Annotated in this window: 10 protein-coding genes and 1 pseudogene; 5 read left to right on the top strand and 6 right to left on the bottom strand. The window is 34.1% G+C overall.

All coding sequences use genetic code 11. The annotated features are described in order from the left end of the window. Positions 1-322: 322 nt before the first annotated feature. Positions 323-760, top strand: a complete 438-nt coding sequence (locus ACFINL_RS01490) for a MucR family transcriptional regulator (RefSeq protein WP_012754848.1) — start codon at positions 323-325, stop codon at positions 758-760. Between the two features lie 98 nt (positions 761-858). On the opposite strand, the gene ACFINL_RS01485 is transcribed toward ACFINL_RS01490, so the two are convergent. Continuing rightward, entirely contained in the window at positions 859-1,269 is a 411-nt protein-coding gene (locus tag ACFINL_RS01485) for a SufE family protein (protein WP_375645521.1), read from the bottom strand. A gap of 108 nt (positions 1,270-1,377) precedes the next feature. Then, positions 1,378-1,751 (bottom strand): annotated as a pseudogene (locus ACFINL_RS01480) (DUF5330 domain-containing protein). A gap of 1,050 nt (positions 1,752-2,801) precedes the next feature. Between ACFINL_RS01480 and ACFINL_RS01475 the strand changes: the two are divergent. Further along, complete coding sequence (locus tag ACFINL_RS01475; protein WP_375649318.1) at positions 2,802-3,635, top strand: peptidoglycan-binding domain-containing protein; 834 nt, start codon at positions 2,802-2,804, stop codon at positions 3,633-3,635. A gap of 1,753 nt (positions 3,636-5,388) precedes the next feature. On the opposite strand, the gene ppdK is transcribed toward ACFINL_RS01475, so the two are convergent. The 3 genes from ppdK to ACFINL_RS01460 all read right to left on the bottom strand — a co-directional run bounded on the left by ppdK (position 5,389) and on the right by ACFINL_RS01460 (position 9,469). Next, positions 5,389-8,055 (bottom strand): pyruvate, phosphate dikinase, encoded by a 2,667-nt coding sequence (gene ppdK / locus ACFINL_RS01470; RefSeq protein WP_375611144.1) that lies wholly within the window; start codon positions 8,053-8,055, stop codon positions 5,389-5,391. 174 nt (positions 8,056-8,229) lie between these two features. Further along, the gene (locus tag ACFINL_RS01465) at positions 8,230-8,886 is read right to left on the bottom strand and encodes a DsbA family protein (RefSeq protein WP_375611143.1); all 657 of its coding nucleotides are present in this window, start codon (positions 8,884-8,886) and stop codon (positions 8,230-8,232) included. 82 nt (positions 8,887-8,968) lie between these two features. After that, positions 8,969-9,469 (bottom strand): DUF721 domain-containing protein, encoded by a 501-nt coding sequence (locus ACFINL_RS01460; protein WP_375649312.1) that lies wholly within the window; start codon positions 9,467-9,469, stop codon positions 8,969-8,971. Positions 9,470-9,672: 203 nt separating this feature from the next. Between ACFINL_RS01460 and mutY the strand changes: the two genes are divergently transcribed. After that, positions 9,673-10,731, top strand: coding sequence for an A/G-specific adenine glycosylase (mutY, locus tag ACFINL_RS01455; RefSeq protein ID WP_375620664.1), 1,059 nt, complete (start codon positions 9,673-9,675; stop codon positions 10,729-10,731). Positions 10,732-11,487: 756 nt separating this feature from the next. On the opposite strand, the gene ACFINL_RS01450 is transcribed toward mutY, so the two are convergent. Continuing rightward, positions 11,488-12,576 carry a site-specific DNA-methyltransferase gene (locus ACFINL_RS01450; protein ID WP_375613050.1) on the bottom strand — a complete coding sequence of 363 codons (1,089 nt, stop codon included), beginning with the start codon at positions 12,574-12,576 and terminating at the stop codon, positions 11,488-11,490. A gap of 370 nt (positions 12,577-12,946) precedes the next feature. On the opposite strand from ACFINL_RS01450, the gene ACFINL_RS01445 reads away from it, so the two are divergent. Next, positions 12,947-13,642, top strand: coding sequence for an HAD family hydrolase (locus tag ACFINL_RS01445; protein ID WP_375649303.1), 696 nt, complete (start codon positions 12,947-12,949; stop codon positions 13,640-13,642). Between the two features lie 1,982 nt (positions 13,643-15,624). After that, positions 15,625-15,981 carry a hypothetical protein gene (locus ACFINL_RS01440; RefSeq protein ID WP_375611139.1) on the top strand — a complete coding sequence of 119 codons (357 nt, stop codon included), beginning with the start codon at positions 15,625-15,627 and terminating at the stop codon, positions 15,979-15,981. Positions 15,982-15,996 lie beyond the last annotated feature (15 nt).

Genomic DNA, 15,996 nt, shown 5'->3' with positions numbered 1-15,996 from the left:
TATTTTTACGTTCTCAAAAAAAATAAATAAATTTTATCATATATTTTTTTATATTTGTGATGTATTATATATTATGTATGATATGTTATAGGATAAAAATATATTTTAGCATGTAATAATTTCGTTTTTCTTATTGTATATTATGACAAAAAATGGGTTTTTATTTGATTTTTTTGTGTTTTGGCAATTTTATAGAATAATTGAATTGACAAAAAAGATTTTTGTACAATATGAAACTCATGTGCATGAGATCTTTATATCATGAGTATATGCACTATATCTCGATTTTGAATTACTCAATTTTAAATTAAAGGAAACAAGAATGGAACATCGTGCAGTCTTAGAGACTGAAAGCAATTTAGTTATTACATTGGTTGCTGATATTGTTGCTGCCTACGTGAGTAATAATTCTATTCGACCGACTGAAGTGCCAAGTTTAATTGCTGATGTCCATGCTGCTTTTCGTAAAGCAGGGAATCTAGAGTTAACAGAAGTCGAAGTTGAAAAACAAAGGCCTGCCGTTAATCCGAAGCGTTCAGTATTTCCTGATTATCTCATTTGCCTTGAAGATGGAAAGAAGTTTAAATCTCTAAAGCGTCATCTCATGACACATTATGGAATGTTGCCAGAAGAATATCGTGAAAAATGGCAGTTAGATAGTTCTTATCCTATGGTGGCGCCTAATTATGCAAAAACACGATCGGCTTTGGCCAAAGAAATGGGGCTTGGACGCAAAAGCAAACGGAAAAAAACTAAATAATCTTATTTTGCGAAAAAATGGTTTCGTGTATAAAGTTGATTTTAGTATACATGTTTTGTGTGAAGCTTTTGTATATATAGCAATTTCTACCAAGGGGATTACATATAGCTTTCGTTACGAATCCGTTTAATCATTGATTTCAAACCATTTGATCGTTGTGGTGTAAGATTTTCATTTAAACCAAGTTTTTCAAAGAGCTCTTGAGCATCAGAATTGCGAATTTCAGAAGCTTTTTTGCCTGAATAAAAAGCAAGAAGTATGTAAATGAGTCCACGCACAATATGAGCATCGGAATCACCTTGAAACGTCAATATTGGATCTTTTGAGTTATTACGTGAAGATAAAAGCCACACTTGGCTAACACAACCAGGAACTTTGTGAGCATCATTTCGAGCGCTTTCTGGAAAAGGTGGCAATTCATAGCCAAGCTCGATGACATAACGATAACGATCTTCCCAATTATCCAAAAGCGAAAAGTTCTCTATAATATTACCGATTTTTTCCGCCATTATTTTAGTCCTGTTTCGTTTGAATAATCATTCTTGAATACACTTATAAAAAATAAATATTTATTCTTCCTAACATAAATAACACGAAGAACGTTAAAAATCCTTATTTCAAGATAACATTGCATAGTTTTGTAAGAACTCTTGTATTTCGATTTTGTAAGAAACATTAGGGGAAGTCTCTGATATCATTTTTTTCCTAATATGTTCCCTAAATATTCATAAGCAGCTCTTGCACCGTAATATGCGCGCTCGCCAAGTGAACTTAAAAAGGATTTTCCTACTCTGCAGGTTTTTATATTACGGTCACAAAATGCGCCTAAGTCATTTAAGGCTTCCTTAAAAGCAATAATCACATCGCTCGTTGTTGTCTCATTATTTTGGGGGCTAGAAGAATGGTTACTGCTTGGATCTGCTACAAAAAATGAAATAATGACAAAAATAAAAAATAAAAAAAATGATAATTTGATTAAAAAACGTATCATGGACAATCAATGTACCGCAGTGGTAAATACAATAAAAGGGGCATTTTATACACTGTTGCTTTATAAACAATTTATAAAATGTGTTTTTTATAAAATTGAGTATTCATGTATTGGATCTATATCATTGGCTTTTTTATAAATATGGCACAATTCCGCTGTATAAAATGGGATACATTGTCTATTCAGTAAAAAAATAACATCAAAATTATACACTTACAAGCTGGTCATGTTAATGAACATACTATGATAAAAAATGAGAGAGATAATCATGTTGTGTACATAATTATTTTAAATAATAGTCCACCATCTTAGCTTAGTTGAAAAGGCTAAAAAGAGTAAACTCTGTTATTCTGACTCTAGTGTCGATAAAATATTTATATTATCTATAAAATTTTTACTGAAATGTTATGAAAATGGTCAACCTGTCGATAAAAACATCAAAAAACAATTGCATCTCTTACGATTACATCTCAAGCCAGTTTTTTCTATAACATTGTAAACATCAATTTAATTAATACTTATGAAAATTATTTAATAGAAGGAATTTATACCAAAATATAATAATATTAAGAGATAATTATTATTACCAAACCGTTTATGGATAAGTAACCATCTATATGTAAATTATAAAGAATAGATAATGATTGTCATCTTTTTAGCGTTATAGGCAAATATTTTCAATTTTATTTTAAATAATAGGCAAACATATGCCCCAAAATGAAGAATAACGTGGCATTATTGTTTAGATAATTATATGTGATAATGTAGTTTGCAAACACCAAAATGATCTTGAATGCTAATCATTTGGTGCTCTCTTTATACACATTAAAGATTTGTATAAAATAAAATGAATAAACGTTGATAAGAACTCTTGTTGATTTATCAACTTATAAATTGATATAATGAAGCTGCTCGTTCTAGGAGTTTGAAAGGAAAAATCAATAATGTCAATGCACTTCTCTCTGGCTGGAAGTAAAAACTGATTCATATTCGTTTCCTAATTTATATTTGTTTCTTTGTAAAAAATAAACGCAACTGAAAATAAAAGTAATGGCAACAAAACGAAAGACCTACCGAAAAAAAACTGTAAAACACCGTAAATACTATAGTAGTATTGTTATAACACTTCTTCTTATAATTTTTCATTTTATTTTTTGGAGTGCAAAAACTATTTATTTCTATACACGAAAAAATACTTTATTTTTTGTTGGATCTTTTCTTTTTAGCATTAGTTTTTTATTTATTTCATTTAATGCTTTATTTTCGCAAATGACAACGCATCAAAATATTTTAACTCAAATGAAATTTTCCTCTGTTCAAAGTATAGGTAAGAGCTCTACTTTATCGGAAAAAGAAGAAAAATCACAAGAACTCTCCCGTGTAACTTCTGTACATTCTCAAAGTCATAAGTACACAAATTCACCTTTACCCTCTCAATCAGCAAGCATGCTGGAAAAGCAAAAAGAACTAGCAAAATTAGGACTTTATGATGGACCATTAGATGGACTGGAAGGACCTAAAACACGCCGAGCCATCACTTTGTGGAAACAGCAAACTGCTCAGAGAATGCAAAAGAATGTTCTATCTAATCCCGCAGCAGATGAAATCGCGATATTAATTAAGCAAAGCGAAATAGAAACAAACAATACAAAAAATATGACACACTTAAAAGAAGCTATTTTAGAGCCTTCTGTTGAAGATATTATACAAGTGCAAAAAGCTTTACATATTTTTGGGAATGAGGAGGTTATTGTCACAGGAATAGAAGATCAAAAGACGATAGAAGCCTTAAAACAGTTTCAAAAAATATTTGATCTTCCTGTAACAGGTAAAATTAATCACACAATTTTAATGAAAATGCGTGAAATTGGTTTATTAAATTGAAGCTAATCATAATAATCTCTTAATTTATAATGATAATTCATCTTTCGTTTGTTTAATGCTCCCCTCAAACATTCCTTCATCTCAAGCCCTCTTATTTTCAATCAATCAGAATGGTTTTCTTACACATTACATATTGAGCCGTATAATTTGCTTCAAAAAAACCACAACCGATTGCAGAAAAAAGAATATTACAAAATAGCAAACGCGCTTGTTCTAGCATTTTTATTGCCTCTGATGATAAAAGGACACGAAATTTTTGTAGTATCACGTAAACCTTTCATATTATCGAACCACGAATTGTCCATATATTATCGTCAATTTGATCTTTATAAATATGATGCAAAGAATTTGTGCAAACACCTGTAAGGATAAGTAGACGTAAAGCTAATTGTGTTATGGTTGTTGTTTTGCAAAGTGTCTGATAAAAAACCGGCCTTCTCTCTAATCTATTGCTGGAAAGTTATGTGTTTTATGACATTGTCTTCTTAAGAGAGCGTGTGCGTTTAGTATTGTCTATAAATCAACATCCAAACTTACCGCAGCAGTATGTTTGAAAAAAATGTTAAGACAGTTTAGTACTTCTCTCAGCTGTTATAGCTTTTATATGCCAAATGGAGGCAAGAATATTGCGCATCTCTGTTTGTATAATCTCTTAAAACAGGAAAACAGCCTAATTTGGGAAGAATATGAAATTTTAAGGTAAACACCATTTTTCATCTTTGCCATTTCCTTTTAATTCAGCTTTACGCCTTTCAAAGACATCTAAAGCAATATCTTTAAAATAACGGAAATTACCTATTGCCTCATGCTCTTACTTTATCACATGTCTTTTTGGTCTCACTCCCCCTCACCTAAAACAAAATGTCCCAAACGGAATATACTTGGATTGCCATTCACGGGCTTTCTTAAAAAACATCTCTAAAGCACCCAAAACCACTTCGCAACAACACCCGTGAATAATAATAGCAAGGCCCCCCCCCCCCACAACAACTGCGCGACAGCGCACATCATCTTTACGCTTGTGAAGAAGCAAGCCGGCACCATTACACACTGTACCTACCTTCAATTTGTGATAGCTCTCACTTGAGACGTTTCATAAGAGGCATATCCTTGCTTTATTTTTTTACCTACAGACGCTCATCCCGCCTGTAACATACAAAAAACATGGTTTTGATTGATTCATTATAAAAGAAGTCGAAATAAGAAGATCTTATGATATTTACAGCTTTCATTCAATATGAGAAATAAAAAATTATCTTTATAAATCAATAGATTGTGTAACTTTGATATTCCTTTATAAATGTAAAGATGGGAGTGCATAATGGAGTTTATAAATTTGGGAAGATTTTTATAAACTTACGGGGAGTTTTACATAATCCCCATTCCACGAATATCAATGTGAAATGGGGCATCACTGAGAAATGTCTATCTCAAACAGCATGATGCGCAAAAAAATGCATTTGTTTGCAGTATTCTACTTTGCGTGAGGAGCTCATTCCCCTATAAAAAAGCAAACGCGTAAATTGACTGCACAATAACACGTTTCTCTCTATCAAGAGGTTCGCCAATAAAAAGTGCATTAATAATACATCTTTGTCTATCCTGTGCTTTATATTTTCTCTCATAAACCTCTAACGCGTAACACAACTTATCGTGCATTTTGGAAGCATTTTTATTCCCTTTATTAAAGAAAATAAAAGAATATATAAAAATTTATTTCAGTAATAACGATACAACAAAAAATATTAACCCATTACATCCTTTTTGCTATTGCGGCCTGAGCTGCTGCTAAACGAGCAATTGGCACTCGAAAAGGAGAACACGAAACATAATCTAGGTTATTTTCTTCGCATAAAGCAATAGAGGCAGGATCGCCTCCATGTTCACCGCAAATTCCCAATTTTATTTTTGCACGCTTTGAGCGTCCACGCTGTGCAGCAATGGTAATAAGTTCCCCTACTCCATCACGGTCAATAGACACAAAAGGATCTTGCTCTAAAAGACCTTTTTGAAAATAGGTTGCCAAAAAAGGAGCTGCATCATCACGGGAAATCCCAAAAGTAGTTTGTGTCAAATCGTTTGTTCCAAATGAAAAAAATTCAGCAGTTTCAGCAATTTCATCTGCTCGAAGCGCCGCTCTTGGAAGTTCAATCATCGTCCCAACCATATATTGAATAGTGCTTCCCTTTTCTTTCATCACTTCCTCAGCAACCTGATCAATACGCGCTTTCACAAAATCGAGTTCAGATTTAAGCGCAACCAGTGGCACCATAATTTCAAGCATAACAGGAGATCCAGATTTTTGGGCAGCTTCTGCTGCTGCTTCAAAAATCGCCCGCGCTTGCATTTCTGCAATTTCAGGATAAGTAATAGCTAAACGGCATCCTCGTAATCCAAGCATAGGATTAAATTCGTGCAACTGCTGAGTGCGTTCAGCAAGCACTTCAGCAGAAACACCCATAGCTGTTGCAACATCAAGAATTTCTGCTTTCGTTTTAGGCAAAAATTCATGTAATGGTGGATCTAGCAAGCGGATAGTAACAGGTAAACCACACATAATTTCAAATAATTCACTAAAATCTGAACGCTGCATTGGCAAAAGCTTATCTAGTGCTTTACGACGACCACTTTCATCATGACTTAAAATCATTTCACGCATGGCAACGATACGTTCATCAGAAAAAAACATATGCTCCGTACGGCAAAGACCTATACCTTCAGCCCCAAAAGAGCGCCCCATACGGGCATCAGATGGTGTATCAGCATTAGCGCGAACTCTTATACGTCGCATCCCATCAGCCCATTCCATTAATTTTGCAAAGTCTCCGCAAAGCTGAGGCTGCAACATTGCAACTTTCCCTTTGAAAATTTCTCCACTTCCACCATCAATTGTGATAACATCACCTTTTTTTAGGCTTTCTCCTGAGGCAAACAACGTATTTGTGTTATAATCAATCCGCACACTGCCAGCACCAGAAATACATGGTTTTCCCATCCCCCGCGCAACAACAGCAGCATGACTTGTCATACCGCCACGCGTTGTTAAAATTCCTTCTGCAGCATGCATACCATGAATATCTTCTGGGCTTGTTTCTACTCGGACCAAAATAACTTTGCGACCTTCCGCCGACACAGTTTCTGCCTCTTCTGAAGTAAAAACAATTTCACCAGTTGCGGCTCCAGGAGAAGCAGGTAAACCACGTCCTATAACAAAACGTTCTGCTTTGGGATCAAGTGTTGGATGCAAAAGTTGGTCAAGCGACTTTGCATCAATACGCATCACAGCCTCTTCACGGTTTATTAACCCCTCCTCAACCATTTCAATCGCCATCTTGAGAGCCGCACGAGCCGTGCGTTTTCCTGAACGAGTCTGAAGCATCCATAATTTACCTTTTTCAATGGTAAATTCGAGATCTTGCATATCCCGATAATGCTGCTCAAGATTCTGCGCAATCTGACATAATTTCAAAAAAGCCTCAGGCATAATTTTTTCTAACGACGGTCTATTTGAACCAGCAACAATACGCGCATTTTCTGTAATATTTTGAGGTGTTCGAATGCCCGCCACAACATCTTCCCCTTGCGCATTAACTAAAAACTCACCATAAAGTTCTTTTTTCCCTGTCGATGGATTTCGTGTAAAAGCAACGCCCGTTGCCGAATCTTCTCCCATGTTACCAAAAACCATAGCTTGCACATTAACTGCCGTTCCCCAACTTTCAGGAATGCTATGTAAACGGCGATAAGTAACTGCACGTGCTGTCATCCAACTTGAAAAAACAGCTCCAATCGCCCCCCATAACTGTTGTTCAGGATCTTGTGGAAAAGGGGTTCCTAATTTTTCTTCAACATAGGCTTTATAAGAAATAATAACATTCTTCCAATCATCTGCTGTCATTTCTGTATCAATAGTGTAACCATTGCATGCTTTTACTTCATCAAGAATCTCTTCAAAATACGAATGGTCTAGCCCCAAAACAACGTTAGAATACATTTGGATAAAACGCCGATAACTATCATAAGCAAAACGTTCATTATTGGCTTGTAAAGCAATTGCTTTTACAGTTTTATCATTCATGCCAAGGTTTAGCACTGTATCCATCATCCCTGGCATAGAAGCCCTAGCCCCTGAACGAACAGACAGCAAAAGTGGTCTTTGTTCATTCCCAAATTCACGTCCTGTTTGTTCAGCAACGTATCTTAGTGCTTGCTTAACAGATTCCTGTAGCTCTTCTGGATATGATTTGTCATGGGCATAATAAAAATTACAAACTTCTGTTGTCAGGGTAAATCCGGGTGGTACGGGCAAACCAAGATTACTCATTTCTGCCAAATTAGCCCCTTTACCTCCAAGAAGGTTACGCTCACTTGCACTTCCTTCTGCCTTTCCATCTCCAAAACTATAAACCCATTTTTTCACTGTACAAATCCTCCCATATCAGCTTCAAAACATCATTCAACCCAGGCTCACTTAAAAGCAATTATTTGATTCAAAATTGGCTCAACGATATCGCTTCATAAATGCATAATATTAATCCTTCCAAAAGAGATAATGACCAAAAGTATCACTATCCATCTTCTGGAAGATTAAGATTCAGTTTTTTAGAAAACTATCAATCACCGAAAAAAATTCTTCTACTTTCATGGCACCTTCATATTTACTACCATTAATAAAGAAAGTAGGTGTTGCTGTGACACCAAGCTCTTTACCGCGTTCAAAAGATGCATTTACTTCATCTAAAATGGACTGATTTTTCAAACACGCAGTAAAACTTTCATCTGTAAAACCAGCCATTAAGCCAATTTTCTTCAATGGTGTTAGAGCATTTTTTCCGAAAGCCCATTCATTTTGTTTTTGAAATAAAACTTCTATCAAAGGAAAATAGCGATCTTCCGGTGCACACCGTGCCAACATAAAACCTGCTGTTGCCCGAGGATCAAAAGCATATTCTCGGAAAATAAGTTTTACTTTTCCTGTTTTGATATATTTTTTACGAATTTGGGGAAGTATATCATTATAAAAATGCGCACAATGGGTACATGTCAACGAAGCATACTCAACAATGACGACTGGTGCATCCGCCTCTCCCTCAAAGCGATCCTTTACTTTACCCGATTGGAGAAGCTCTGCCATATCAACAGTTGCCACTGATTTGGGATCACGCGCTAAAGCAACTGTTACACTGTTTTGTACAATCGTTATGAAGAGAAAAATTATCCCGAAAGATAAAAAAGAACGATATTTTACCATAAATAATACTTTTCTGTTGTTATTAACGAATAGGAATCCAATGCTTTCTCATATATTAAAGAAAAATATATAAAATATCTTTCTATTTATTATTTTTTTCCCAAAAAATGCAACAGCCAAGTTGGTAAAGTGCTTGGTGCAAACTTTTATCTTCAATTCCTTCAAGCATTTTTTCCACGTATTTTTTGTCTTGTTCACTCAAAGGCGGTTTTAGAGGCAAGTGATTCATAAAAACCGACATACTCCTTTGCTCAATCTTGATGCGATCAATAGCAATATAGCCAAAAAATCCGTTAATTCTATGAAGTAATTCCTCTGTTTCATGCATCAATTTTAACGCAGCAAATCCTTCACATGCGACAACAAGTGTTGCTGGCTGAAAAACTTCATCTTGATCTGCACGACGTTTCCAAATAATTTTAAGCGGCATTGTATGTTCACTGATATCATAGCCTGCAATCTGTGGCCAATGTTCTATAAGCGCTACATTAAGCCCTGTCCGTTTGCGTAAAACTGGATCAAGTATTTTGTATACCGCCTCAGAAAGAGAATAAAAGATACGTTTTTTAAGTTGTTTTCTCATTTTTAGATCATTGTTCAAGCGCTTACTAAATTAAAATCATTTGTTTCATCTAAAAATTGTTGCCTCCTCAATTTATGAAATATCAACAAAATAAAAAGCCTTTTCTCACCAGAGCCTTGACAATAAAAGAGCAAAAAACATGAATTACAAAATAAATAATTTTTTCTTTTGCATTTTATATCTCCCTATGCTTGAAAGCAATCATGTATGAAATTTCTTCGCACCTCCTTGCTTGGTACGATCAAAATCACAGACATCTTCCATGGCGGATTACCCCCGAAAAGCAAAAACAAGGTATCCGTCCTGATCCTTATCAAGTTTGGCTTTCTGAAATCATGCTTCAACAAACAACCGTTGAAACAGTTAAGCCTTATTTTAAAAAGTTTCTAAAACTATGGCCTGATCTTTCCTCTTTAGCAAAAGCCTCCCAAGATGATATCATGAAAGCATGGGCTGGACTTGGTTATTATTCACGCGCACGTAATCTTAAAAAATGTGCGCGACAGCTTGTTGAAAACTACGCGGGACAATTTCCACAATCTGTAAAAGAATTGCGAACTCTAGCCGGTATTGGAGATTATACTGCCGCAGCCATTGCTGCGATTGCTTTTAACCACCCTGTAGCAGTGGTTGATGGTAATGTTGAACGTGTGGTAGCGCGACTTTTTGCTATCACTTCAATACTGCAAAAAGCAAAAGTTGAAATTAAAGAAAAAACACAAAAAATTACTGCTTTAAATCGTCCTGGTGACTTTGCTCAAGCAATGATGGATTTGGGAGCAACAATTTGTACTCCACGCAAACCATCTTGTTATACCTGCCCTCTTCAATGTTTATGCAAAGCAGAAAAGATGCAACAACCGGAGTCTTTTCCAGTTAAAGCCCCTAAAAAAGAACGCCCTTCAAAAACAGGTATTGCTTTTGTGGTCCTTAATAAAAAGAAACAAATTTATTTGGAAAAACGACAGACGCAAAAGCTCCTTGGTGGAATGACCCAAATTCCTAACAATATTGGCATAAACAACGAAAATGGACTACAAAACGCACCCTTTACTGCCAATTGGCAATTCAAAGGACAAATTACGCATGTTTTTACTCACTTTTCTCTAAAACTTGATGTTTACTATACCGAAGATGTTCATGAAATGAATTGTGAAAATGGTTGGTGGTGTAACATTCAACATCTTGCCGAAGAAGCATTACCTACTGTTATGAAAAAAGCCATTTCCGTAGCACTTCCCAATTCTTTTAGATTTAAATAACCTTCCCTATTCATAAAAATGTTTTCTAATGGAGACTTTTGTATCTCTAGCGATCATTTACTAATCTGTAAAAGAAAAATTTTAAAAAATGAAATAACCAATTTTTTCTACAGACAAAAATTAAGGAGGGATAGAAACGCTTAGAAGCTTTAGATTTAAATTTCAGGATCTATCCTTTTTTCGCTTATGACGGAGCAAGTTAGCACCATCGTTATATTTACCAGCCCCCTCAACATCCCTTGATACGTGAAACGGATTATAAGAGGTACTTTTAGTTCTTTCGTTAACAATTTTTATTCACACGCCAACCCCGTTTATGACATGCAAGAAAGTAATTTTCATCGATTCAATATGGAACAAATTTGAAATAAGAAAACTTGACGATATTCCGAGGGCAATTCGATATGAGTTGCGCTAAATTATATTTATAATCAATATATTATATGCACTTTACAGATGTACGTATTCAAAAAAGCACTTAATTTTGAACTTCTGAATGAACCTTTTAATTCTGATATTTCATTTTTATAAGCTTATATTGAAATTTTACTGTTTTGGAACTAAAACGAGAACATAGAGTGAAAATTTCTCATTTTAATTTCTTCTAAAAGAAGCATAAAAATACTCGCTTGTCGCTTACAAGCGAGATTAGTGTGTCAATAAAAAACATCTAATAAAGGCATAAAACGCCCTCACGTCCATCTCAATCAAGATCAGGTACATTGGTGGTCAATAGAATGAAGCGATCAGCTTAGTTCATAAAACACCCGTTTTTAACATTTGTGAACGTATGATCATTCTTAAATGATCTATGGACTTCAACCGTCCATTTTCCTCATAATACCAAAAGGTCCAACCATTACAACTCTGCGAATCTTGAGCCTTTCTTCCCATTGCGTGAATTGAGCCCGCTTCACCACCATGCATAATCGTACCATCAGCTCTTACAATAGCAGATACTTGCTTCTTACGATCATACAGAACTTCTCCAGGATAGAGTAAACCTGCTTCAAGCAAACTGTTGAATGCTACGCGCGGTTCTGCTTTTTTTCTATCCAAAATCGCTAGTTCTGGTTGCGCTAAAGGTTGAACCGCCGCAATTCTCTCACATGCTGCATCGATGTAATCTTGCTCGCGTTCAATCCCAACAAAATCACGCCCTAAAAGCTTGGCAACAGCACCTGTTGTTCCCGAACCAAAAAACGGATCGAGAATAACATCACCAGGTTTACTAGAAGCCATAATAATACGCGCTAATAACGCTTGCGGTTTTTGTGTTGGATGTAATTTACGCCCCGAATCATCCTTTAAACGTTCAGCTCCAGTGCAGAGAGGGAAAAGCCAATCTGAACGCATTTGTAGATCTTCATTTGCCGCTTTTAAGGCATCATAATTAAATGTGTACTTTTTATCTTTTTGATCTCGCACGGCCCAAATAAGCGTCTCATGAGCATTTTGAAAACGGCGCCCTCGAAAATTAGGCATCGGATTATTCTTGCGCCAAATAATATCATTAAGCATCCAAAAACCTAAATCTTGTAATGCCGTCCCAACCCGAAAAATATTATGGTAAGATCCGATAACCCAAAGTGTTCCGTTGGGTTTTAATACACGACGACAAGCAAGCAACCATGCACGAGTAAAAGCATCATAAGCAGCAAAACTCTCAAACTGATCCCATGCATCATCAACCGCATCAACAAGCGAATGATCTGGACGGTATAAAGCTCCATCCAATTGCAAATTATAGGGTGGATCCGCAAAAATCATATCAACAGAATGTTTTGGAAGTTTTTCTAAAACGGAAACACAATCTCCTTTAAAAATTTTATTGCGCCATGGCATTTGTGAGGGAGTACGAAGGAAATCTTTTTGAAGCTGAATAACTGTCATGAAAAACCCAACAAAATTAACTGAATTTGCCCTATAATCAACCAAAATAGTTTATAGGCCCGCATTACCAATCTATATTTACAAAATAGCGTAAACGTATCGTTAAAGTTCTACAAAATTGATAATTGTTTTTGTTTTTTTAGTAAAAAAACTTTCATATGAATGAAACCTTAATTTTCTTTTTTTCAATGTACTGTTCCCATATCTTTTATTTCGTAAAAGAATTAAGAATCATTTTCAAAGCGTATTTTTATGAAATAAGATCTTCTCAATATCGTTTTCATGAAAGTTGTCCATCTCGTAACATGTAAAGGAATATCTTATGCCTCAGATAGATCTTATTATTTTTGATTGTGACGGAGTTCTCGTCGACTCTGAATATCTTGCAGCAAAAATTGGATCTCAATTGCTCAAACAAACAGGATATGAAATATCACCCGAAGAATTGAGTGAGCGTTTTGCAGGGCTTATCTTTCGCGATATTCTTAAACACGTTGAACAGGAAACAGAAAAACCTATTTCTGCTCATCTCATAGATCAAATGACTAATATTTTTCGTACACAAATAAAAACTAAATTACGGGCGATTGATGATGTAAGAGAAGCTGTAGAAATTATCCAAACACGCTATCCCTACTGTATCTGCTCTAATGCAAAAAGCGTAGATATAAAAGAGATGCTCACCACGGTTGATCTCTATGACCTTTTTGAAGGTAAAATATTTTCAGCACCTGAATTTGGAACAAAAAGAACGAAACCGGCCCCTGATGTTTTCCTTTTTGCCGCACAACAATTACAGGCAGAGCCCCAAAACACTATCGTTATAGAAGATTCACTTCATGGTGTACACGCAGCCATAGCAGCAGGTATGCGTGTCATCGGCTTTACGGGAGGATCACATAGCTATCTTGGCCACTCTAATGCACTTGCAGAAGCTGGTGCAGAAACAGTTATTGCAAAACATGCTCATTTAGGAGAAGTCTTAGAAGCAATGGCAGTATGGCGAGATCTATTATAAAAAATCTCTTGAATATATCAATTTGTAAACTCTTGTAAGAAGCATTTTTATTCAAATGTCCTGCTCTTCTCGCTGCTCCTTTTATAATAACTTCAATAAATGCGCAATTCACGACACGGGTGAATTGCATCTCAATGTGAAGGAAAAATATAGCACCTCATTGAGATCATAAGTCTGTTAACCATTGCACGTACTTAAAAAAAAGCAAAAAACAGGGGTGCAAACTCATAAAAATTAAACCCTGCTTATCTATCTCAAATCCAATATCCCACTCCCAACCACAGCAGCCTATCCTGATAAATTATTATTTTGTCAAAAAAGAAATATTACGATGCCTTGCTCGATAAGATGTGAAAATTGCTAACCTCTTTCATCTGATCAAAAAAACACACACTATGGTAAAATTGTAAAGGATGTGCATATTGATCATGGAAAAAATATTAAAATTCGCGGAATCTATGGAACACAAGACTTTATTGAAAATGACAAATGCGTCCTTGTTGAGTTACAAAGGCTTATATTTACTCAATCCAAATCTCATAAACTTGTTGAAGGCTTATTTACTTTGCTGCTTAAATAGTATTTTAACAGCATCAATTGGTACAACCTCCCTAAGATTACAAAAAACAAAAAGAATACACTCTTATGAAGATGTGCATTTTATAAAAAACATTTCATACCAAGTAATTTACAGACAATATATTGATTTATAATCATAATTTATCATTATTCAAATTAAGCAAAAAAACCGAATATTGTAAGATTCTCTCATTTCAAACCTAGATATGCTGAATTAAATAAATAAAGAAATAAAAATGCCTTTTAATGAATCATCTCAAAAGGCAAAAATTGTAGCAACATTAGGAGCGAGAAAAGTGTATGGCAATGCCATCTTTCTTCTTTATAAACGTCAAAAATTCTGATGCCCTAAGAATTTTATATTATGGGGGCTTTATCATCATATCTATCATTGCAAAATAGGCTTGAGTACCTTGAGAACGGTTTCTTTAAAAAAGCACATAAATATGAAACATATAATCATGTTAAACAAGCGACAGAGATACCAATAGTTGCTTAAAATTTTCCGAAAGCACTTAATAGACTTTTTAAATAAGCAATGAAATCAGATCTTTTCAAAAGTAATCCACTTTCTAAAAATAAAAGCGGCTTTTCAGTTTGGAAAGAAGAAAGTGTTGAAAATATTATCTAATGCTGATCTTTCGGCACTCATAAATATGTCTAAATTATATTCTTCTATACACTGCCTTGCATCATAGTAATATGCCGTTCACATTAGCGATAAAAAGATAATATCATTTATCTCTATCCAATTCGAGCTCTACTTTACACTATGAGAAAATTGTACATTTTTTAGTATCTATAACATATTATTATCTATAAGATAAATGTATATATTTAATAGTAAATTAAGAATTATTATTCTGCTATCACGATGCAATTAAATAACCATTGAATAATATCTATATAACACACATTATACAATAATGACTATCTATAATAAATACTATAAATAATAAAATTTTATCGTGTCCATTCATATTTTAATTGTTAATAATATTTTTATAACTACATCATAATTTTCATGTTTTCTATTATACTATCGATAATAAATAAATTTTTATATATTTAATAATTAAAAATTTTGATCAATTTTATTATCTATAAATGTATTTAAAAAATATATTAATATCGTTTTATAAAAATTATACGATAAACATATGTTGCTTTATATATAACACATAATAAAATATTGTATAAATTTTTTAAAAATATAATTTGTAATTATTACTGTTACTTTTTTACAATAAGGTTTATAAAAAAATTATAGGTATATTTTTATATGTATTTTTATTATTGACTAAAAATACATATTGAACTATATGACTTGTATATAGTGTGAGATACATAAACATTATGTATATTTATTACATATATAAATTAAAAATATTTGAGGTAAAGTTATGGTAAAAATATTTAAAAATTATATTTTAAGCATTTTTATAGCGAGCACTTTTTTTATTTCACAAACTGTAAATGTTAATGCAAACTATTTGAAAAACGATACTCCAAAAGAGGAACTTTCTGTTTTCCCAATGGAACAAGTAAAATATGCGAAATCCGATGTAGTTTCTACGACTGCTTTCTATGCTCCGTCTGTAAATTATCAAACAGAACATAGAACAATAGGTGAAGGAAAATTAGAAAAGGTCTTTGAGCCTATGACTGTAAGAGGGGGACTATTGTACGCTGGATATGCAATAAGTTTTATAGGATCGATAATAAATTGGATAAATGACATAGTATTGATGTTCAAGTAATTCAATCTATTGTAG

This window comes from Bartonella sp. AA78NXGY (assembly GCF_042197005.1).
Taxonomy (GTDB): domain Bacteria; phylum Pseudomonadota; class Alphaproteobacteria; order Rhizobiales; family Rhizobiaceae; genus Bartonella.
The sequence above is the reverse complement of the archived record's forward strand: the minus strand, read 5'-3'. Positions and strand labels throughout refer to the sequence as shown.

Excerpts from the sequence above, each read along its gene's own strand:
- ACFINL_RS01490 (WP_012754848.1), top strand. The coding sequence starts at position 323 with ATGGAACATCGTGCAGTCTTAGAGACTGAAAGCAATTTAGTTATTACA.
- ACFINL_RS01485 (WP_375645521.1), bottom strand. The coding sequence starts at position 1,269 with ATGGCGGAAAAAATCGGTAATATTATAGAGAACTTTTCGCTTTTGGAT.
- ACFINL_RS01475 (WP_375649318.1), top strand. The coding sequence starts at position 2,802 with ATGGCAACAAAACGAAAGACCTACCGAAAAAAAACTGTAAAACACCGT.
- ACFINL_RS01465 (WP_375611143.1), bottom strand. The coding sequence starts at position 8,886 with ATGGTAAAATATCGTTCTTTTTTATCTTTCGGGATAATTTTTCTCTTC.
- ACFINL_RS01460 (WP_375649312.1), bottom strand. The coding sequence starts at position 9,469 with ATGAGAAAACAACTTAAAAAACGTATCTTTTATTCTCTTTCTGAGGCG.
- mutY (WP_375620664.1), top strand. The coding sequence starts at position 9,673 with ATGTATGAAATTTCTTCGCACCTCCTTGCTTGGTACGATCAAAATCAC.
- ACFINL_RS01450 (WP_375613050.1), bottom strand. The coding sequence starts at position 12,576 with ATGCCATGGCGCAATAAAATTTTTAAAGGAGATTGTGTTTCCGTTTTA.
- ACFINL_RS01445 (WP_375649303.1), top strand. The coding sequence starts at position 12,947 with ATGCCTCAGATAGATCTTATTATTTTTGATTGTGACGGAGTTCTCGTC.
- ACFINL_RS01440 (WP_375611139.1), top strand. The coding sequence starts at position 15,625 with ATGGTAAAAATATTTAAAAATTATATTTTAAGCATTTTTATAGCGAGC.